This window comes from Achromobacter sp. ACM04 (genome assembly GCF_014851465.1).
Lineage (GTDB): Bacteria > Pseudomonadota > Gammaproteobacteria > Burkholderiales > Burkholderiaceae_B > Achromobacter > Achromobacter aegrifaciens.
This window is the reverse complement of record NZ_JACUZS010000003.1, coordinates 205,752-223,485: the sequence shown is the minus strand read 5'-3', so window position 1 is coordinate 223,485 and position 17,734 is coordinate 205,752. Positions and strand designations below refer to the sequence as shown.

The 17,734-nt window shown below is 65.6% G+C and carries 17 protein-coding genes; 6 read left to right on the top strand and 11 right to left on the bottom strand.

The window, feature by feature from the left end:
- Positions 1 to 26 precede the first annotated feature (26 nt).
- Both IB259_RS17340 and IB259_RS17335 read right to left on the bottom strand, forming a co-directional pair.
- Positions 27 to 1,079, bottom strand: coding sequence for a cytochrome d ubiquinol oxidase subunit II (locus tag IB259_RS17340; protein WP_059371616.1), 1,053 nt, complete (start codon positions 1,077 to 1,079; stop codon positions 27 to 29).
- On the bottom strand, positions 1,076 to 2,419 hold the full coding sequence (locus tag IB259_RS17335) for a cytochrome ubiquinol oxidase subunit I (protein ID WP_054457356.1): 1,344 nt from the start codon (positions 2,417 to 2,419) through the stop codon (positions 1,076 to 1,078). The genes IB259_RS17340 and IB259_RS17335 overlap by 4 nt, the downstream gene beginning before the upstream one ends.
- A gap of 136 nt (positions 2,420 to 2,555) precedes the next feature.
- Between IB259_RS17335 and IB259_RS17330 the strand changes: the two genes are divergently transcribed.
- From IB259_RS17330 to minE, 4 genes are all read left to right on the top strand, one after another.
- Positions 2,556 to 4,322: a glutamine--tRNA ligase/YqeY domain fusion protein gene (locus IB259_RS17330; protein ID WP_054457358.1), complete on the top strand. Its 1,767-nt coding sequence runs from the start codon at positions 2,556 to 2,558 to the stop codon at positions 4,320 to 4,322.
- Positions 4,323 to 4,482: 160 nt separating this feature from the next.
- Positions 4,483 to 5,349, top strand: coding sequence for a septum site-determining protein MinC (gene minC / locus IB259_RS17325; protein ID WP_054457360.1), 867 nt, complete (start codon positions 4,483 to 4,485; stop codon positions 5,347 to 5,349).
- Positions 5,350 to 5,490: 141 nt separating this feature from the next.
- Positions 5,491 to 6,306 carry a septum site-determining protein MinD gene (minD, locus tag IB259_RS17320; RefSeq protein WP_041652327.1) on the top strand — a complete coding sequence of 272 codons (816 nt, stop codon included), beginning with the start codon at positions 5,491 to 5,493 and terminating at the stop codon, positions 6,304 to 6,306.
- 3 nt (positions 6,307 to 6,309) lie between these two features.
- The gene (gene minE / locus IB259_RS17315; RefSeq protein WP_006217654.1) at positions 6,310 to 6,567 is read left to right on the top strand and encodes a cell division topological specificity factor MinE; all 258 of its coding nucleotides are present in this window, start codon (positions 6,310 to 6,312) and stop codon (positions 6,565 to 6,567) included.
- An 84-nt stretch (positions 6,568 to 6,651) separates the two neighbouring features.
- On the opposite strand, the gene IB259_RS17310 is transcribed toward minE, so the two are convergent.
- The 4 genes from IB259_RS17310 to IB259_RS17295 all read right to left on the bottom strand — a co-directional run bounded on the left by IB259_RS17310 (position 6,652) and on the right by IB259_RS17295 (position 10,426).
- Positions 6,652 to 6,876, bottom strand: coding sequence for a glycine zipper 2TM domain-containing protein (locus tag IB259_RS17310; protein ID WP_042796532.1), 225 nt, complete (start codon positions 6,874 to 6,876; stop codon positions 6,652 to 6,654).
- Between the two features lie 191 nt (positions 6,877 to 7,067).
- On the bottom strand, positions 7,068 to 7,601 hold the full coding sequence (locus tag IB259_RS17305) for an isochorismatase family protein (protein ID WP_119449698.1): 534 nt from the start codon (positions 7,599 to 7,601) through the stop codon (positions 7,068 to 7,070).
- A 124-nt stretch (positions 7,602 to 7,725) separates the two neighbouring features.
- Positions 7,726 to 9,399: an energy-dependent translational throttle protein EttA gene (gene ettA, locus IB259_RS17300; protein WP_054457363.1), complete on the bottom strand. Its 1,674-nt coding sequence runs from the start codon at positions 9,397 to 9,399 to the stop codon at positions 7,726 to 7,728.
- A 106-nt stretch (positions 9,400 to 9,505) separates the two neighbouring features.
- Positions 9,506 to 10,426, bottom strand: coding sequence for a DMT family transporter (locus tag IB259_RS17295; RefSeq protein ID WP_119449699.1), 921 nt, complete (start codon positions 10,424 to 10,426; stop codon positions 9,506 to 9,508).
- A 100-nt stretch (positions 10,427 to 10,526) separates the two neighbouring features.
- On the opposite strand from IB259_RS17295, the gene IB259_RS17290 reads away from it, so the two are divergent.
- Both IB259_RS17290 and IB259_RS17285 read left to right on the top strand, forming a co-directional pair.
- Positions 10,527 to 11,324, top strand: coding sequence for a helix-turn-helix transcriptional regulator (locus IB259_RS17290; RefSeq protein ID WP_054457365.1), 798 nt, complete (start codon positions 10,527 to 10,529; stop codon positions 11,322 to 11,324).
- Between the two features lie 137 nt (positions 11,325 to 11,461).
- A complete protein-coding gene (locus IB259_RS17285) occupies positions 11,462 to 11,995 on the top strand; it encodes a hypothetical protein (protein WP_054457367.1) in 534 nt (177 codons plus the stop codon).
- Positions 11,996 to 12,053: 58 nt separating this feature from the next.
- Here the strand turns inward: IB259_RS17285 and IB259_RS17280 are convergent, their stop codons facing one another.
- From IB259_RS17280 to IB259_RS17260, 5 genes are all read right to left on the bottom strand, one after another.
- The gene (locus IB259_RS17280) at positions 12,054 to 13,049 is read right to left on the bottom strand and encodes an ABC transporter ATP-binding protein (RefSeq protein WP_192329762.1); all 996 of its coding nucleotides are present in this window, start codon (positions 13,047 to 13,049) and stop codon (positions 12,054 to 12,056) included.
- Positions 13,046 to 14,026: an ABC transporter ATP-binding protein gene (locus IB259_RS17275; protein ID WP_054457372.1), complete on the bottom strand. Its 981-nt coding sequence runs from the start codon at positions 14,024 to 14,026 to the stop codon at positions 13,046 to 13,048. Before IB259_RS17275 ends, IB259_RS17280 begins: the two co-directional genes overlap by 4 nt.
- A gap of 7 nt (positions 14,027 to 14,033) precedes the next feature.
- Positions 14,034 to 14,948 (bottom strand): ABC transporter permease, encoded by a 915-nt coding sequence (locus IB259_RS17270; RefSeq protein ID WP_054457374.1) that lies wholly within the window; start codon positions 14,946 to 14,948, stop codon positions 14,034 to 14,036.
- Positions 14,948 to 15,937: an ABC transporter permease gene (locus IB259_RS17265; RefSeq protein WP_054457377.1), complete on the bottom strand. Its 990-nt coding sequence runs from the start codon at positions 15,935 to 15,937 to the stop codon at positions 14,948 to 14,950. Before IB259_RS17265 ends, IB259_RS17270 begins: the two co-directional genes overlap by 1 nt.
- 84 nt (positions 15,938 to 16,021) lie before the next feature.
- On the bottom strand, positions 16,022 to 17,593 hold the full coding sequence (locus IB259_RS17260) for an ABC transporter substrate-binding protein (RefSeq protein ID WP_054457379.1): 1,572 nt from the start codon (positions 17,591 to 17,593) through the stop codon (positions 16,022 to 16,024).
- Positions 17,594 to 17,734 lie beyond the last annotated feature (141 nt).

Below are 17,734 nucleotides of genomic sequence, written 5' to 3'. Positions count from 1 at the left end.
GGCTCCGGCCGGACTTCCCGGCCGGATCACCCCGGCGGCGGCAGCAGCGGCACCGGGGCGCGTTCCTTGCCGAACACCGAGCGGTACGCCAGGATGTTGAACACCAGCACCACCGGTATGCCCACCACCGCCCCGGCCAGCACCAGGCGCATCGAACCCAGCGCGCCCGCGCCGTCCCACAGCGTCATGTCGTCCAGGATCAGGTAGGGGAACAGGCTGTAGGCCAGGCCGCTGAGCATCAGCAGGAACAGCGCCACGCACAGCACGAACGGCAGCCAGCTGAAACGGTCGGCCTTGCCCGGCAACCGCGCCAGCAGCATTTCGGCTGCGACGAAACCCGCCAGCATCAGCACCCAGACCGTCGCCGCCAGGCTCAGGTGGGCGATGTTGCTCCATTTGTAGAAGATACCCGCGTTGGCCAGACCCAGCGTGACCGCGATGGCCACCATGCCCACCGCCGTCCAGCGGATGGCGTGGCGGGCCCAGTTGGCGGCGCGGCGCTGCAGATCGCCGTCCACCCGCATGACCAGCCAGGACGCGCCCAGCAGCACATAGGCCGCCACCGCGCACAGGCCGACGAACATGGAGAACCAGCCGTAGCCGGCATCGGACTGGTAGCCGGTGGCGATGCGGCCCAGCAGCATGCCCTGGCCGAAAGCGGTGATCAGCGACCCCGCCCAGAAGCCGAAGATCCAGCGCGGCTTCATTTCGTTGCGCGCGCGGATGCGGAACTCGAACGAGACGCTGCGCAGCACCACGCCCAGCACCATGCAGGTGAGCGGTCCGTAGAGCTTGCCCAGCACCGCGCCCCAGGCGAACGGGAACGCCGCCGCGAACAGGCCCATGCCCAGCAGCAGCCAGAACTCATTGGCGTCGCGCCACGGGCTCAGCAGGCTCATCATGCGGCCGCGCTCGTGTTCCGGCGCCAGTTGCAGCAGGATGCCCACGCCCAGGTCGAAACCGTCCAGCACCATGCCCGCGGCAATCACCACGAACAGTAGCGCCATGAAGGCCAGCGGCATCCAGAAAGAGGGATCGTCGGGGTTGAGGCCCTGGGAGGCGGCCAGCATGGCGATCATGGCGTACCTCCAGCCAGTTTGCGCACGGGCACGACGCCATAGCGCGCCGCGTGGAACAGCATGCCGACGAACGCCGCAAGCAGCAACAGGTACAGCACGCCATAGCCGATCAACCCGTACAGCACGGTGCTGGACGCCACGATGCCCAGCACCTCGGACTGCGTGACGGTGCCGTTCACCGCGAACGGCTGCAAGCCCAGGATGGATACCCACCACCCGGCCACGACGGCGATGGCGCCGGAGAACATCATGCCGCACAGCACCCGCTGCCACCACGGCGGCAGCGTGGACGGGTCCAGCCCGCGCCGGAACGTCCACAGGAAGGTCACGCAGGCCACGGCCAGCATCAGCAAGCCCAGCCCTGCCGCCACGCGCAACGACCAGAAGGTCAGCGCCACCGGCGGCAGCATGCCCGAATACTTGTCCAGGCCGCGGTAGGTGCCGTCCTGGTTGCGGTGCAGCCACATCCCACCCATGTTGCGCAGGGTCACGTCGGCCACGTTGGTATGGGCGCGCGCATCGGGCCAGGCGAACAGCACCAGTTGCGGCTCTGCGCCGCTTTCCCAATAGCCCGCGGCGGCGGCGGCCTTGGCGGGCTGCAGCTTGGCAATCATCTGCCCGGCGCCGGTCGCGACCGGCAACTGCATGAAAGCCCCCACCACGGCGACCACCAGCGCGGTCTTGAACGCGTTGCGCTCGCCGTCGCCCAGCGGACGCCGCAGGGCCTGCAGCGCCGTCACGCCCATCATCAGGAACGCGGCGGCCAGCGCCGCGCCCACCATCACCACCGCCATGCGCCAGCCCACGGAGGGATTCAGCACCACGGCCATCCAGTCATAGACCTGATAGCGTCCATCGACCAGCAGCGCGCCGTCCGGCGTCTGCATCCAGGATTGCAGCGCGAGCACCCAGAACACCGCCACCAGCTGCCCCACCGCCACCATCAGCACGGCCAGCGTGTGGGCGCCGTCCGACACACGGCGTTGGCCGAACAGCATGACGCCCAGGAAACAGGATTTGAGGATGAAGACCGAGAGAATGGCGTAGCCAAGCAAGGGGCCTGCCACGTTGCCGATCTTGTCCATCAGGCCGGCCCACAGGCTGCCCAGCTGGATCAGCACCGGCACGCTGGCCGCCAGCGTCAGCACGAAGGCCAGGGCGAATATCCGCACCCAGAAGCGGTACGCGGCGGTCCAGCCGCCCTGGCCGGACCAGCGCGCCCTGATCTTGAAGAACAGCAGTACCCAGGCGAGCGCCAGGGAGAAGGCCAGGAAAAACGCCAGAAAGCTCAGGCTGGCCACGAACTGCGTGCGGGCCAGGGATAACGTGGATATGTCCATGATGGCCCGTAGTGTAGAGCCAGTTACATGACTGTGGGGACAGTTTGAAACCGGTTGCACCGGCAGCAAAAAGGCCCCGCCTGCGGAACGTGGCAAAATTGACTCTTTGTCGCTGCTTTTTCCTATTCTTTCAAGAATGACCTCCGCCACGACGCCGACCCCTGCCGCATCAAATTTCCTGCTCAACATCGTTCAAGACGACCTCGAAGCCCAGCGCTTCGCAGGCAAGCGTTGGGCGGGCAAGCCTGGCCCGGCGGCCTTGCAACAACAAGGCGGACTGGATTCGGCCCGCATCCGCACGCGCTTCCCGCCGGAGCCCAACGGCTACCTGCACCTCGGCCACGCCAAGAGCATCTGCGTGAACTTCGGGCTGGCCCGCGATTTCGGCGGCGTCTGCCATCTGCGCTTTGACGACACCAATCCGGAAAAGGAAGACCAGGAATACGTCGACGCCATCATCGAGGCCGTGCACTGGCTGGGCTTCGACTGGAAGGCCGACGGCAATGACAACCTGTACTTCGCCAGCGACTACTTCGGCTACATGTACGAGTTCGCCGAGGCCTTGGTCGAGGCCGGCCACGCCTACGTCGACGAGCAAAGCCCCGAAGAGATCCGCGCCAACCGCGGCACGCTGACCGAACCCGGCACCGACTCGCCCTGGCGCAACCGCCCGGCCGCCGAGTCGCTGACGCTGCTGCGCGAAATGCGCGACGGCAAGCATCCGGACGGCAGCCTGGTGCTGCGCGCGAAGATCAACATGGCTTCGCCCAACATCAACCTGCGCGACCCGGTCATGTACCGCGTGCGCCACGCCCACCATCACCGCACCGGCGACCAGTGGTGCATCTACCCGATGTACAGCTGGGCGCACCCGGTCGAAGACGCGCTGGAAGGCATCACGCATAGCGTCTGCACGCTGGAATTCGAAGACCAGCGTCCGTTCTACGATTGGATCCTGGCGCGCCTGGCCGAACTCGGCAAGCTGGCGCAGCCGCTGCCCCACCAGTACGAATTCGCACGCCTGAACGTGAGCTACGTCGTCACCAGCAAGCGCAAGCTGCTGCAACTGGTGCGCGAAGGCCACGTGGACGGCTGGGACGATCCCCGCATGCCGACCATCTTCGGCCTGCGCCGGCGCGGCTACACGCCCTCCTCGATCCGCCTGTTCTGCGACCGCACCGCCGTGTCCAAGTCCGACTCGCGCATCGACTACAGCCTGCTGGAGCAGGCAGTGCGCGACGACCTGGACCCGGTCGCCCCGCGCTCGGTGGCCGTGCTGGACCCGCTCAAGCTGGTCATCACCAACTACCCGGAAGGCCAGACCGAGATCTGCACCGCGCCGCGCAACCCGCACGATCCCGAAGCCGGCGTGCGCGAGTTCCCGCTGTCGCGCGAACTCTGGATCGAACGCGACGACTTCCGCGAAGAAGCGCCCAAGAAGTACTTCCGCCTGTTCCCGGGCAATACCGTGCGCCTGAAATACGGCTACGTGGTGCGCTGCACCGGCTTCACCAAGAACGAAGCCGGCGAGGTCATCGAGGTCCAGGCCGAATACCTGCCGGAAACCAAGAGCGGCACGCCGGGCGCCGACAGCGTCAAGGTCAAGGGCAACATCACCTGGGTCAGCGCGGCCCATGCGGTGCCCGCCCAGATCCACCTGTACGACCGCCTGTTCGCCGATGCGCGTCCGGACGGCGGCGACAAGGATTTCCTGGCCTGCCTGAACCCGAACTCCAAGCTGACCGTCACGGCCTGGCTGGAGCCGGGCACCGTCGCCACGCCGGGCGCCACCTGGCAGTTCGAACGCCTGGGCTACTTCACGGCCGACCTGAAGGAATCCAGCCCCGAAGCGCCGGTGCTCAACCGCATCGTGACCCTGCGCGACTCCTGGGCGCAAGGCTGACGCGCCGCGCGCGCATTGCCGGAAATAGGCGCCGAAAGGCGCCTTTTTCTTTGGGTCCGCCCCCTGCGCATGCGGCCCCTGGGCGGGTTATCATCCCCCGAACCCCGCAGCCGGTCGAGCCCGCCGTTTCCCGGCCCCAAGACCGCCAGCCACAATCAAGATGAACACTGAATCCCTAGCCCTGGACTTCAAAAGCGCCACCCTCTATGCCATCCGGGTGGTCCTGCACAGCGCCGACCCCGAACGCCTGAACGCCGCCCTGGCCAAGCGCATGGCCGATGCCGGCAGCTTCTTCGAAAACGAACCCGTGGTCGTCGACGCCAGCCGCGTCGAGGAAAAAATCGATTGGACCGCCCTGGTGGCGGCATTGCGCGGCCATAACCTGCCTCCCATCGGCGTGGTCGCCGAAGGCGCCAATCTGGAATCCGCGCGCGCGGCGGGCCTCACTCCGGTTGAACTGTCCACGCCCGCGGCCCGGCCCGCGCCAGTGATCGACACCGCGCCGCCCAACGACGTCTCCACGCCGGTGCCTTCGGTGCCGGCCGCCGCGATCGAAACCGCGGCAGCCCCCACCGAAGCAGCCGCCGAACCGGAAGCGCCCGCCGACAAACCCGCGGGCGAACCGCTGCCCGCGCGCGCAGCCAGCAACACCACCTCGGCCTCCAGTCCCACGCCCGCCGCGCCGCACTCGTCATCGGCGCTGGTCATTACCAAGCCGCTGCGTTCCGGCCAGCGCGTCTACGCGCGCCACACGGACCTGGTGGTGATCGGCATGGTGAGCCAGGGCGCCGAAGTCATTGCCGACGGCAACATCCACGTCTACGGCCCGTTGCGCGGCAAGGCCATGGCCGGCGCACGCGGCGATACCTCCGCGCGCATTTTCACGACCCACCTGGACGCCGAGCTGCTGGCCGTGGCCGGCGTGTACCGCGTGGTCGAGGACAAGCTGGACCGCACGCTGCAGAACCAGCCCGCGCTGGTCCGCCTGGACGGCGACACGCTGCGCATCGAAGCCCTCAAGGCTTGATATCCGGAATCTGGCCGCCAGCGGCGGCCAATGCGCACGCGCAGACACCCGCGCAAATTTCAACACATCCTGTAAGAAGCCTTACAAGGGCTTTTTGCTTTACGATAACGCGATTTATTCGAACATAAGGGTTTGATCGTCATGACACGCATTGTTGTGGTGACTTCCGGCAAAGGCGGCGTGGGCAAAACCACGACCAGCGCCAGTTTTTCTGCGGGACTCGCGATGCGGGGCCACAAGACCGCTGTCATCGACTTCGATGTCGGCCTGCGCAACCTCGACCTGATCATGGGCTGCGAACGTCGCGTCGTGTACGACTTCGTCAACGTGATCCAGGGCGAAGCCACGCTCAACCAGGCTCTCATCAAGGACAAGCAGCTCGAAAACCTGTTCATCCTGCCCGCCTCGCAGACGCGCGACAAAGACGCGCTGACGCAGGAAGGCGTGGAAAAGGTCATCAATGACCTCAAGGGCATGGGCTTTGACTACATCGTCTGCGACTCGCCCGCCGGCATCGAAACGGGCGCGCTGATGGCCGCCTATTTCGCCGACGACGCGCTGGTCGTGACCAACCCGGAAGTCTCGTCGGTGCGCGACTCCGACCGCATCCTGGGCATCCTCGCCGCCAAGTCCAAGCGCGCCGTGGAAGGCGATGAACCGGTCAAGGAATACCTGCTGCTGACGCGCTACAGCCCCAAGCGCGTGGTCGACGGCGAAATGCTGTCGCTGGGCGACATCGAGGACATTCTGCGCATCAAGCTGATCGGCGTGATCCCCGAATCCGAAGCGGTGCTGCAAGCGTCGAACCAGGGCCTGCCGGCCATCCACCTCAGAGACACCGACGTTTCCGAAGCCTACAAGGACGTCGTGGCCCGTTACCTTGGCGAAGACAAGGCCCTGCGCTTTACCGACTATGAAAAGCCCGGTTTCCTGAAACGCCTGTTCGGAGGCAAGTAAGCAATGTCCTTCCTGTCGTTTCTGCTTGGTCAAAAGAAGACCTCCGCATCCGTCGCCAAGGAACGGTTGCAGATCATCCTGGCCCACGAGCGGGGCCGCGGCGACTCGCCCGATTACCTGCCGCAGTTGCAGCAGGAGCTTATCGCCGTCATTTCGAAATACGTGAAGATCAACCCCGAGGACATCAAGGTGCACCTGGAACGCCAGGACACGCTGGAGGTCCTGGAGGTCAAGATCGAAATGCCGCAGAACGAGACCTGATGCGGCTGTGCGCGCCCCTGGCGCGCATCACAATCAAAAAAAATGCCCGGCGATGCCGGGCATTTGCTTTGGGGCGACGGACGCTTAGCGCTTGCCGACCTGATCGCCGATGACGCCGCCGATCGCCGCTCCGCCCACCGTTCCGAGGATGCCGCCGTTGGTGATCACAGCGCCTGCCACGCCGCCCAGCGCAGCGCCGCCGACGGCGCTCTTCTGGCGATGGCTCATGCCGTCCCACGAAGAGCACCCAGCCATGGCGGCGGTCATCGCCAGCGCGACACAGATTTTGGAGAGAGATGCGATTTTCATATTTGTGGTTCCTATTCTCGTACCCGGGAGCCGCGCATGAAACTGGATGCGAGCGCGCGGCGCCCATAAGGGCCTGGAACCTTCAGGATCGCAAAATATTCTTGCCCTGGCTGTGAAGTTTGCCCATGAATTGTGTCAAAGGGCGAGTTAATCTTTGCGCGCCCCAGGGACATTGTTGCAGCGCGCGGCCGCTATTTGACCAGACGTAACACCTCGCGGAAGCGCGGGTGTTCACAAGTGCGCATCCACTCGAATATCGCCATCTCGGACGTGACGATTTCAGCGCCATGCGCACGCGCGCGGCGCAACGCCGCGTGATGATCGGCCGGCTTGCGCGAGCCCGCCGCATCCGCCACCAGCACCGCGTGGTAGCCCAGGTCAATCAAGCCGATCACGGTTTGCAGCACGCAGATGTGCGCCTCGCAGCCCGCCACCAGGATGGTCTTGCGCGCGGCCGGCAACCAGGCCTCGAAGCCCGGCTCCAGCGCCGAAGAGAAGTGCATTTTCTGGAAGGCGCTCTGGACTTGCTCGCGCAGCGGCTCCACGGTGGTCCCCAGCATCTTGGCGTGGTGCTCGGTAGCCACCACCGGCACGTCCAGCAGTCGCGCAGCCTGCGCGAGCTTGTGCGCGGCGTGAAGCACCGCCTCGTTGTCATGGATGACGGGCATCAGGCGCCCCTGCATGTCGACGATCAGCAGGGTGGAATCGGTAGCGGACAACAACATTGCGCGGTGCTCCTGGAAGATGTCCTCAAGGCAGGCTCACGCAGAACGAAGCCTTGAACAGCCCTTAGCATACCTCCGGCAAAAAAAATCCCGGCGCGAGGCCGGGATCGTTTTCAGGCGCCGATTACTTCAGGGCCTTGTAGCGCAGGCGCTTGGGCTTGGCGCCCTCTTCGCCCAGGCGGCGCTTCTTGTCGGCTTCATATTCCTGGTAGTTGCCATCGAAGAACACGACTTGCGAGTCGCCTTCGAAGGCCAGGATGTGCGTGGCGATCCGGTCCAGGAACCAGCGATCGTGGCTGATGACCATGACGCTGCCGGGGAACTCCAGCAATGCGTCTTCCAGCGCGCGCAGGGTTTCGACGTCGAGGTCGTTGGACGGTTCGTCCAGCAGCAGCACGTTGCCGCCGGCGATCAGGGTCTTGGCCATGTGCAGGCGGCCGCGTTCACCGCCGGACAGCTGGCCCACGACCTTGTTCTGGTCGCCGCCCTTGAAGTTGAAGCGGCCCAGATAGGCGCGCGACGACATTTCGAACTTGCCCACCGTGAGCAGGTCGGCGCCGTCGGCCACCGCGTCGAACACGGTCTTCTTGTCTTCCAGCGCATCGCGCGACTGGTCGACATAGGCCAGCTTGACGGTCTGGCCGATGTTGACCTCGCCCGAATCCGGCTGCTCGCGGCCCGCGATCATGCGGAACAGCGTGGACTTACCGGCGCCGTTGGCGCCGATGATGCCGACGATGGCGCCGGGCGGCACCTTGAAGCTGAGGTTGTCGATCAGCAGGCGGTCGCCATAGGCCTTGCTGACGTTGTTGAATTCGATGACCTCGTTGCCCAGGCGCTCGCCCACAGGAATGAAGATTTCCTGGGTTTCATTGCGCTTCTGGTATTCGTAGGACGACAGTTCCTCGAAGCGGGCCAGACGCGCCTTGGCCTTGGCCTGGCGGCCCTTCGGGTTCTGGCGCACCCACTCCAGTTCCTTCTTGATGGTCTTCTGGCGGGCGGACTCCGACGCCTCTTCCTGCTTCAGGCGATCTTCCTTCTGCTCCAGCCACGAGCTGTAGTTGCCCTTCCAGGGAATGCCATAACCGCGGTCCAGTTCCAGGATCCATTCGGCCGCGTTGTCCAGGAAGTAGCGATCGTGGGTCACGCCCACCACGGTGCCGGGGAACTTGTGCAGGAACTGCTCCAGCCACTCCACGCTTTCGGCGTCCAGGTGGTTGGTGGGTTCGTCCAGCAGCAGCATGTCGGGTTTGGACAGCAACAGGCGGCACAGCGCCACGCGGCGCTTTTCACCGCCGGACAGCTTGCCGACGATGGCGTCCCAGGGCGGCAGGCGCAGCGCGTCGGCAGCGATTTCCATCTGGTGTTCGATGTCGTCGGCGCCGCTGGAGGCGGCGGCGGCGATGATGGCCTCAAGCTCGGCCTGCTCGGCGGCCAGCGCGTCGAAATCCGCATCCGGCTCGGCGTAGGCGGCATAGACCTCGTCCAGGCGCTTCTTGGCCGAGACGACGGCGCCCAGGCCCTCTTCCACCGACTGGCGCACCGTGTGCTCGGGGTTGAGCTGCGGTTCCTGCGGCAGGTAGCCGATGTTCAGGCCCGGCATGGGGATGGCTTCGCCTTCGATTTCCTTATCGACGCCGGCCATGATCTTCAGCAGCGTCGACTTGCCCGAGCCGTTCAGGCCCAGCACGCCGATCTTGGCGCCAGGAAAAAACGAAAGCGAAATGTCGCGCAGGATCTGCCGCTTGGGCGGCACGATCTTGCCGACGCGGTTCATGGTGTAGACGTATTGGGCCATGGGCTCGTATAGGAGATATAGCTGATGAACCGTCGATTGTAGGCCGGAACCCTGACCCGCGTATGTCCGCCGCCAAATGGCCGGCCCTTGCGGCGTACCCGGCCCTTCAGGCGGCCTTGGGCCGCGTCGCCCGGCCGCCGGCGCGCATTTGCGCCAGCATCACGCCAGCCAGCGCCATCGCCCCGCCGACGATGTGGAACAGATGGGGCTTTTCGTCCAGGAACACGGCCGCGATCGCCACCGTGGCCACCGGCATGAGGTTGAGGAAAATGCTGGCGCGGTTGGGGCCCAGGTGCTTGACGCCCTGCATCCACAAGAAGGGCGCGAACAACGACGGGAATACCGCCGCATACAGCACCAGGGGCAGGTTGTCGCCGTTGAGCGGTGAAGGCGGCGCCATCAGGAAAGCGGGCAGCTGGAACAGCACGCCGAAAGCGACCTGCACATACAGCGACTGCCACGGTCCCACCGGCAATGCCCAGCGGCGCAGCAGCACGCCGTACAGCGCATAGGCCAGCGCGCCCACGCCCATCAGCAGATCGCCGCGGTTGGCGCCCACTTCAAGCAGGCGGGCGGGATCGCCCTCGCCGATCAGCAGCGCCAGGCCCGCCAGCGACAGCAGCCCGCCCAGCATGGCCATGACCGAGGGCAGTTCGCGCAGCAGCAGCGCCACCACCGCGATGGTCATCAGCGGAATCATCGCCGTGATGATGCCCATATTGGTCGCCGTGGTGCTGGCGGCCGCCACATAGGCCAGGCCCTGGTACAGGGCCATGCCCAAGCCGCCCAGCACCGCCAGTTTGGGCAGGTGGGGCAGGATCTGGCGGCGCTGCGCCCAGACGCCCGGCAGCACGAACGGCGTCAGCACCACACCGGCCAGGGCCCAGCGGTAGAAGCCGATGGCGGCCGGCGCGATGGCGCTGGCCGCCATCTTGGTGACGATCATGTTGACCGACCAGATCAAGGCTGCCAGCAATGGATAAAGCAGATAACGGGCGGGAACATGCGGAGAGGAAGCGCGGGTCATGAGGGGCAATGCACAGGCGTAGAGGAGACAGGGCCAGTGTAGGATCTGTCTGACCTGATGTATATAATGAAAAACAGACAAAACCAGACGAAGTTCCGACATGTCCGCCATCGATTCCGCGCCCACGCTGGCCAGCCACCTGCCCTACCCGCTGGCTTGCCGCATCCTGCATTTCACGCCGCGTTCCGGCATGAAGCGCCACAGCTCGCCCTGGGCGGAACTGAACTTCGCCATCTCCGGCATCATGGAAATCGGCATACGCGGCGTCACCTACCTGTCGCCGCCGCAGTACGCCATCTGGATACCGCCGCATGTCGAGCATTGCTGCCAGAACGAAGGCGAAGTGCACTACGCCTGCATCGACATCCCCGCCGCGGCCTGCGCCGGCCTGCCCACGGAACCGTGCACGCTCGAGATCAGCCCGGTCATGCGCGCGATCCTGGGCGACTTCGAGCAGCGCGGCATCAGCTATCCGGATACGCCGGAAGACCGGCGCATGGCGCAGATCGTCATCGACCAGGTCCGCCAGGCTCGGGCTTACGCCAGCTACCTGCCCTCCACCTCCGACCCGTTGCTGGCACCCATCCTGTCGGCGCTGCAGCACAGTCCAGGCGATAAGCGCGGCGCCGCGCACTGGGCCGCCACGGCCGGCATCACCGAACGCACGCTGCTGCGCCACTGCCAGCAGCGCCTGGGCATGTCGTTCAATGAATGGCGTCTGCGGCTGCGCGTGGTCAGCGCCCTGGGCATGCTGGACGCGGGCCGGCCGGTCCAATCTGTGGCGCGCGAGCTTGGTTACAGCACGCCGTCGGCCTTCATCGCCATGTTCCAGCGGCTTACAGGTCAATCGCCCGACAACGCGCGCAGGCGCAGCCAGGGCGGCGCACCCGCGCCCTGACCCCGGAAAACCGCGTCATCCAAGCGCCTGATGCAAGGCGCGGCCGATCGCGAGACAATACGGCTGTAGCCAGGGCCTGCCAGCGGGCCCGAATCTTGCCGTGCCGTCGCGGCTTCATCGCGCCCAGGAATCCCTTCATGTCTGCCTCCGCCACTCCCCCCGCCTCCTTGACCCATTTCAGCACCGCCGAGCTGGACATGCTGGCCAAGACCGCCGACGCCTTGAGCGCCTATCTGGGCAAGCCCGTGCTGGCCGAAGTGGTGCTGGGCGATGATGGCACCGAATGGGTGACCTATGGCGTGCCCATGGACGAAAACGCCAAGCCCGACGAAGACCAGACCCACGTGCAGCTGGGCGGCGCCGGCGCCCGCCTGCTGGGCAATCGCGGCGGCCTGCCCCAGTCCGACGACGACACCTACGACTGTCTCTACCTCTGGGCCATCGAGATCTCGCTGAACGAAGGCGAGCGCTTCATCAAGCTGGACCACGACGGCGAAGAGTCCGCATGGTCCGACAATCTGGAAGACGTGCTGCCGTTTGCCCTGACGGAAGAACCCGTACCGGAGGACCCGGACGCGGAGGACGACGAGGACGAAGCGGATGAGGACGATGAGGATGATGCGGATGGCCACGGCCACGATCATCCTCACGACCACAACCACCGCCACTGAAGCGCGGCCGGGCGGCGGGTTGCGACCGGCATGGCCGCGCAACCGCGCCGTCCGCGGATCAGACCGAGATCCGCCCTTCCTGCACCGCGTGGCAGGCCACCACCGACACTCCCGCGGCCATTGCCACTGGCGCCTCTGACTTGCAACGCTCGTTCGCATGCGGACAGCGCGGATGAAAGGTGCAGCCCGACGGCGGATTCAGCGGATTGGGCACCTCGCCCGCCACCGCGGTGCGCGGCTTGCCCGCGCCGTTGATGTCGGGAATGGCCTCCAGCAGCATGCGCGTGTACGGATGGCGAGGCCGCGCGAACAGCTCGTCGCGCGGCGCCACCTCCACCATGCGGCCCAGGTACATCACCCCCACCCGGTCGGCCACATGGTGCACCACCGCCAGGTTGTGGGAAATGAACAGATAGGTCAGCCCCAGGTTGCGCTGCAGATCCTTCATCAGGTTCAGCACCTGCGCCTGCACCGACACATCCAGCGCCGAGGTCGGCTCGTCGCACACCAGGAATTCCGGATTCACCGCCAACGCCCGCGCGATCGAAATGCGCTGGCGCTGGCCGCCGGAAAACTGGTGTGGATAGCGGACCTGGTCGGCCGGGTCCAGGCCCACCTGCTTGAGCAGTTCGCCCACGCGCGCGCTGCGCTCGTCAGGCGTCATCGTGGTGTGGGTCAGCATGGGTTCGGCGATGATGCGGCCCACGCGCCAGCGCGGATTCAGGCTGGCATAGGGATCCTGGAAGATCATCTGCAGGCGCTTGCGCAAGGCGCGGCCGCCTGGCTCGGACATGCGCGACAACGGCTGGCCGTCGAAACGGATATCGCCGCGGGTCAGGCCATACAACCCCACCAGCATGCGCGCCACGGTCGATTTGCCGCAGCCCGATTCGCCCACCAGCGCCAGCGTTTCGCCGCGCGCGATCTCGAACGACACCCCGTCCACGGCGCGCAGCATCACGCGCGGCTTGCCCGCGAGCTTGCGTTCCAGCCACGGCGGTGACACATCGAACCAGCGCGCGGCGTCCTTTACTTCCACCAAGGGCGTCGTCATGCGGCCACCTTATCGTTGTTGTCGTGCAGCCAACAGGCCGCGCGGGACGTCCCGGCCGCCATCAGCTCCGGGCGCTCGACGCCGCAACGCGGCAGGCGCTGGCCGCAGCGCGGATTGAAGGCGCAGCCCGGCGGAATGGCGTTCAGGCGCGGCATGCTGCCGTCGATCTGCACCAGCCGTTCGGAGTGTCCTTCCAGCGATGGAATCGATCCCATCAGTCCCTTCGTGTAGGGATGGCGGGGCTTGTGGATCACGTCGGCCACCGGGCCGATCTCGGCCACGCGGCCCGCGTACATCACCGCAACGCGGTCGGCGGTTTCGGCGATCACACCCATGTCGTGCGTGATCAGCATCACCGCCGTGCCGTTTTCGCGGCACAGGCGCTTGAGCAGTTCGATGATCTGCGCCTGGATCGACACGTCCAGCGCGGTCGTGGGCTCGTCCGCCACCACCAGCTTGGGTTCGGCCGCCAGGGCCAGCGCAATCACCACGCGCTGGCGCATGCCGCCGGAGAACTGGTGAGGATAGTGGTCGATGCGCTCGCGCGCGGCCGGAATGCCGGTCGACGCCAGCAGCTCCACCGCCCGTTCGCGCGCCTGGGACCAGCTCAGGTCCAGGTGCGTCACGATGGTTTCCGCCAATTGCCGGCCCACCGTGTATAGCGGGTTCAACGAGGTCAGCGGGTCCTGGAACACGGCCCCGATCTCGCGGCCGCGCACGCGGCGCATCTGCTCGTCGGGCAGGTTGTCGATGCGGCGGCCCGCCAGCAGGATCTCGCCCGCGGCGATACGTCCCGGCGGTTCCAAGAGGCCAATGATGGATGCGCCGGTCAGGGACTTGCCTGCGCCGGATTCGCCCACTACGCCCAGGACTTCGCCAGCCTGGATGGAAAAGGACACGTCGTCCAGCGCGCGCAGCGTGCCGCGGCGCGTGGGGAATTCCACGCGCAGGTTGCGGACTTCTAGTAATGCGCTCATGTAAACCTCAATTCAGACGCGGGTTGAGCGCATCGCGCAGCCAGTCGCCAAGCAAGTTGACCGACAGCACCAGCAGCACCAGCGCCGCACCCGGGAAGATGGTGATCCACCACTCCCCTGAAAACAGGAAGTCGTTGCCGATGCGGATCAGCGTACCGAGCGACGGCGCGGTCGGCGGTACGCCTACGCCCAGGAACGACAGCGTGGCCTCCGTGATGATGGCCGTGGCCAGGTGCACCGTGGCCAGCACCAGCACCGGACCCAGCACATTGGGCAGCACGTGGCGGAACATGATGACCGGCGAGGCCACGCCGATCACGCGCGCCGCCTGCACGTATTCGCGGTTCTTCTCCACCAGGGTGGAGCCGCGCACCGTGCGCGCATACTGCGGCCAGCCCGCCAGCGCGATCGCGCCGATCAGCACCGGGAACGCGATCAGCTCATGCAGCTCGCGCGGCACCGCCGCCCGCGCCACGCCGTCGATCAGCAGCGCGATCAGGATGGCGGGGAACGACAGTTGCACGTCGGCGATGCGCATGATGAACGCATCGATGCGCCCGCCCGCGTAGCCCGAGATCAGCCCCAGCACGATGCCGATCAGCATCGACAGCAGCACCGAGGCCAGGCCGATCAAGAGCGACACGCGGGTGCCGTACAGGATGGCCGAGTACAGGTCGCGGCCCTGGCTGTCGGTGCCCAGCAGGTAGGTCGGCAGCCCATTGGCCTCCCAGGCGGGCGGCAGCAAGGCGTCCAGCAGTTCCACCTTGGTCAGGTCGAACGGGTTGTGCGGCGCCACCCAACCGGCCCCGAAGGAGCCGATCAGCAGGAGCGCCAGCATCACGGTGGCGATGATCGCCACGGGCGCCCGGCGCCAGGCCCAGGCAATGTCGCTGTCCCACCAGCGTTTGAGTACGGCGCGCATCAGTGAGCCCCCCCGCCGCGGGTCAGCCCGGAACGCAGGCGCGGGTCCACGACAAAATACAAAAGATCGACGATCAGGTTGATCACCACGAACACCAGCGCAATCAGGCACAGGTAGGCCGCCATGACGGGCACGTCGGCGAATTGCACCGCCTGGATGAACAACAGGCCCATGCCCGGCCACTGGAACACGGTTTCCGTGACGATGGCGAAGGCGATGATGCCGCCCAGTTGCAGGCCGGTGATGGTGATGACCGGCACCATGGTGTTCTTCAGCGCGTGGCCGAAGTGGATGGCGCGACGCTTCAGGCCGCGGGCGCGGGCAAACTTGATGTAGTCCGAACGCAGCACCTCCAGCATTTCCGAACGCACCAGGCGCAGCACCAGGGTCATCTGGAACAGCGACAAAGTGATGGACGGCAGGATGAGATGCTTCCAGCCCGTGGCGGTGAACAACCCCGATGACCACCAGCCCACGCTGACGGTGTCGCCCCGCCCGTAGCTGGGCAGCCAGCCCAGTTGCACGGAAAACACCAGGATCAGCAGGATGCCGATCAGGAAGGTGGGCAGCGACACGCCCAGCAGCGACCCGGCCAGCAGCAGCTGGGACAGCAAGCTGTTGCGCTTGAGCGCGGTGTACACGCCCAGCGGCACGCCCACCAGCAGCGCCAGCAAGGCCGCCACCATGGACAGCTCCAGCGTGGCCGGCAGGCGGGATTTCAGCAAGGAAGATACGGGTTCGCTCTGGCGCAGGGAGATGCCGAAATTGCCCTGCACGGCGTTGGCCACGAAATGGCCGAATTGGACGATGGCGGGCTCGTTCAGCCCCAGGCGCTCACGCAGTTCGATGCGTTCGGCATCGGTGGCGTCCTGTCCCAGCATGATGGTGACAGGGTCGCCGACATATTGAAAAAGCACAAAGGCCAGTAGCGCGACGGTGAGCATCACCGCTACGGCCTGCAACAGGCGACGCAGTATGAAAGCAAACATAGGCGGAAAAGGCGAAACAGCGAAAGCCCGTCGGCCTGTTCATCATGAACAGGCTGACGGGCCCCGCCGTTTGATTAGCCTGGATCAGTCAACCTTGACCCAATCGGCAACGAGGCGATTGTCGGCACGGTGGATGACCGTGACGTTCTTGCGCATGGCCCAGGGAATGACCTGGTCGTGCAGCGGGATGTGGCCGAAGTCCTTGGCGTGCCCTTGCAGCACGGTGATGATGTCGGCGTCACGCTTGGCCGGATCGGTTTCCGTCTTGATCCGGTCGATGATGACGTCCAGTTCCTTGTTGCTGTAGTTGCCCAGGTTGTACATGCCGTCCGCGCCCTCGCCCTTGGTGCGAATCAGGTTCTGCAGCGTGTACATGGCGTCGAACGTGGGCACGCCCCAGCCGAACAGGTAGGCGCTGGTGTCGAACGACTGCACCTTGGGGAAATAGGTGGAGCGCGGCATGGCGTTCATGGTGGCCTTGACGCCGACCTTGGCCCACATGCCGACCACCGCCTGACAGATGGCTTCGTCGTTGATGTAGCGGTTGTTCGGGCAATCCAGCGTGAAGTTCAGCGTGCCGTCGTAGCCGGCTTCCTTCAGCAGGGCGCGGGACTTTTCCGGATCATAGGGCACGCGCGCCTGCAGCTGCTGGGCCCAGCCGTGCACCTGCGGCGCGATCATCGTGCCGGTGGGCGCGGACAGGCCGCGCATCACGGCGCGCTTGATGGCGTCCACGTCGATCGCGCGATACAGCGCCTCGCGCACGCGGATGTCCTGGAACGGGTTCTTGCCCTTGATGTTGGAATACTGGAGTTCCGGACGCTTCTGGTCCAGGCCCAGGTAGATGGTGCGGTATTCGTTGCCTTCCACGACCTTGGCCGACTGGCGCAGGCGATCCAGGTCCTGGGCCGCCGGATCCAGCACGAAGTCGATTTCACCCGACAGCAGCGCCGCGGTACGCGTGGCGTTCTGCTTGATCGGCGTGAACACGACTTCGGTCACGTTGCCGACCTTGCCGCCCTTGTTCCACCAGTCCTTGTTTTCCTCGAACACCGTGCGCACGTCCACTTCGCGCGACTTCAGCTTGTAGGGGCCGGTGCCGTTGGTGTTGCGCGCGGCGTAGGTCTCTTCCTTGTTGACGAAGTCCTGCGGCTTGGCGACGTTGTTCTTTTCCGACCAGGCCTTGTTCATGATGAACACGTTGGTCAGCTGGCGCAGCAGCACCGGGTTAGGCGCCGAGGTCTCGATCTCGACCGTCAGGTCGTCGATCTTGCGGGCTTCCTTGATGCCGGTGGTGTAGGCCTTGTAGTTCGAGGTGGGCGCCATGGCGCGGTGGATCGAGAACACCACGTCGTCGGCGGTGAAGGCGGCGCCGTCATGGAACTTCACGCCGGGGCGCAGCTTGAAGCGGTACAGCGTGGGTGAAACCTGCTCCCACTCCGTCGCCAGGCGCGGGTTGACCTTGAAGGACTTGTCGTAGTCCACCAGCGGTTCGTAGACGTAGCTGTTGGCGGCGATCGTCATGCCTTCGTTCTGCGAGTGCGGATCGAAGGTGAGGATGTCGCCCTGGGCGGCCCAGCGGAAGGTCTTGGCCTGCCCGATCGTGGGCACGGCAACGGCGGCGGCGATCGCGATAGCAATCAAAGTGCGGCGCATAGGTTCAACTCCTGACTGTAGTCTGAATACCGGCGCGATATTGCCTAGCCGCAGGACCTCCGTCAATTGAGGGTTTATGCGTACCGTAGACGGTTTTCACAGAGGGAGAACCAATTGGGGACACATAAGCTTGTAACAAAA

Bases quoted from the DNA above. Each gene is read 5' to 3' on its own strand.
- minE (WP_006217654.1), top strand. From the start codon at position 6,310: ATGTCCTTCCTGTCGTTTCTGCTTGGTCAAAAGAAGACCTCCGCATCC.
- IB259_RS17280 (WP_192329762.1), bottom strand. From the start codon at position 13,049: ATGACGACGCCCTTGGTGGAAGTAAAGGACGCCGCGCGCTGGTTCGAT.
- IB259_RS17290 (WP_054457365.1), top strand. From the start codon at position 10,527: ATGTCCGCCATCGATTCCGCGCCCACGCTGGCCAGCCACCTGCCCTAC.
- IB259_RS17340 (WP_059371616.1), bottom strand. From the start codon at position 1,079: ATGATCGCCATGCTGGCCGCCTCCCAGGGCCTCAACCCCGACGATCCC.
- minD (WP_041652327.1), top strand. From the start codon at position 5,491: ATGACACGCATTGTTGTGGTGACTTCCGGCAAAGGCGGCGTGGGCAAA.
- IB259_RS17270 (WP_054457374.1), bottom strand. From the start codon at position 14,948: ATGCGCGCCGTACTCAAACGCTGGTGGGACAGCGACATTGCCTGGGCC.
- IB259_RS17265 (WP_054457377.1), bottom strand. From the start codon at position 15,937: ATGTTTGCTTTCATACTGCGTCGCCTGTTGCAGGCCGTAGCGGTGATG.
- IB259_RS17330 (WP_054457358.1), top strand. From the start codon at position 2,556: ATGACCTCCGCCACGACGCCGACCCCTGCCGCATCAAATTTCCTGCTC.
- ettA (WP_054457363.1), bottom strand. From the start codon at position 9,399: ATGGCCCAATACGTCTACACCATGAACCGCGTCGGCAAGATCGTGCCG.
- IB259_RS17295 (WP_119449699.1), bottom strand. From the start codon at position 10,426: ATGACCCGCGCTTCCTCTCCGCATGTTCCCGCCCGTTATCTGCTTTAT.
- IB259_RS17275 (WP_054457372.1), bottom strand. From the start codon at position 14,026: ATGAGCGCATTACTAGAAGTCCGCAACCTGCGCGTGGAATTCCCCACG.
- IB259_RS17285 (WP_054457367.1), top strand. From the start codon at position 11,462: ATGTCTGCCTCCGCCACTCCCCCCGCCTCCTTGACCCATTTCAGCACC.
- IB259_RS17310 (WP_042796532.1), bottom strand. From the start codon at position 6,876: ATGAAAATCGCATCTCTCTCCAAAATCTGTGTCGCGCTGGCGATGACC.
- minC (WP_054457360.1), top strand. From the start codon at position 4,483: ATGAACACTGAATCCCTAGCCCTGGACTTCAAAAGCGCCACCCTCTAT.
- IB259_RS17305 (WP_119449698.1), bottom strand. From the start codon at position 7,601: ATGTTGTTGTCCGCTACCGATTCCACCCTGCTGATCGTCGACATGCAG.
- IB259_RS17260 (WP_054457379.1), bottom strand. From the start codon at position 17,593: ATGCGCCGCACTTTGATTGCTATCGCGATCGCCGCCGCCGTTGCCGTG.
- IB259_RS17335 (WP_054457356.1), bottom strand. From the start codon at position 2,419: ATGGACATATCCACGTTATCCCTGGCCCGCACGCAGTTCGTGGCCAGC.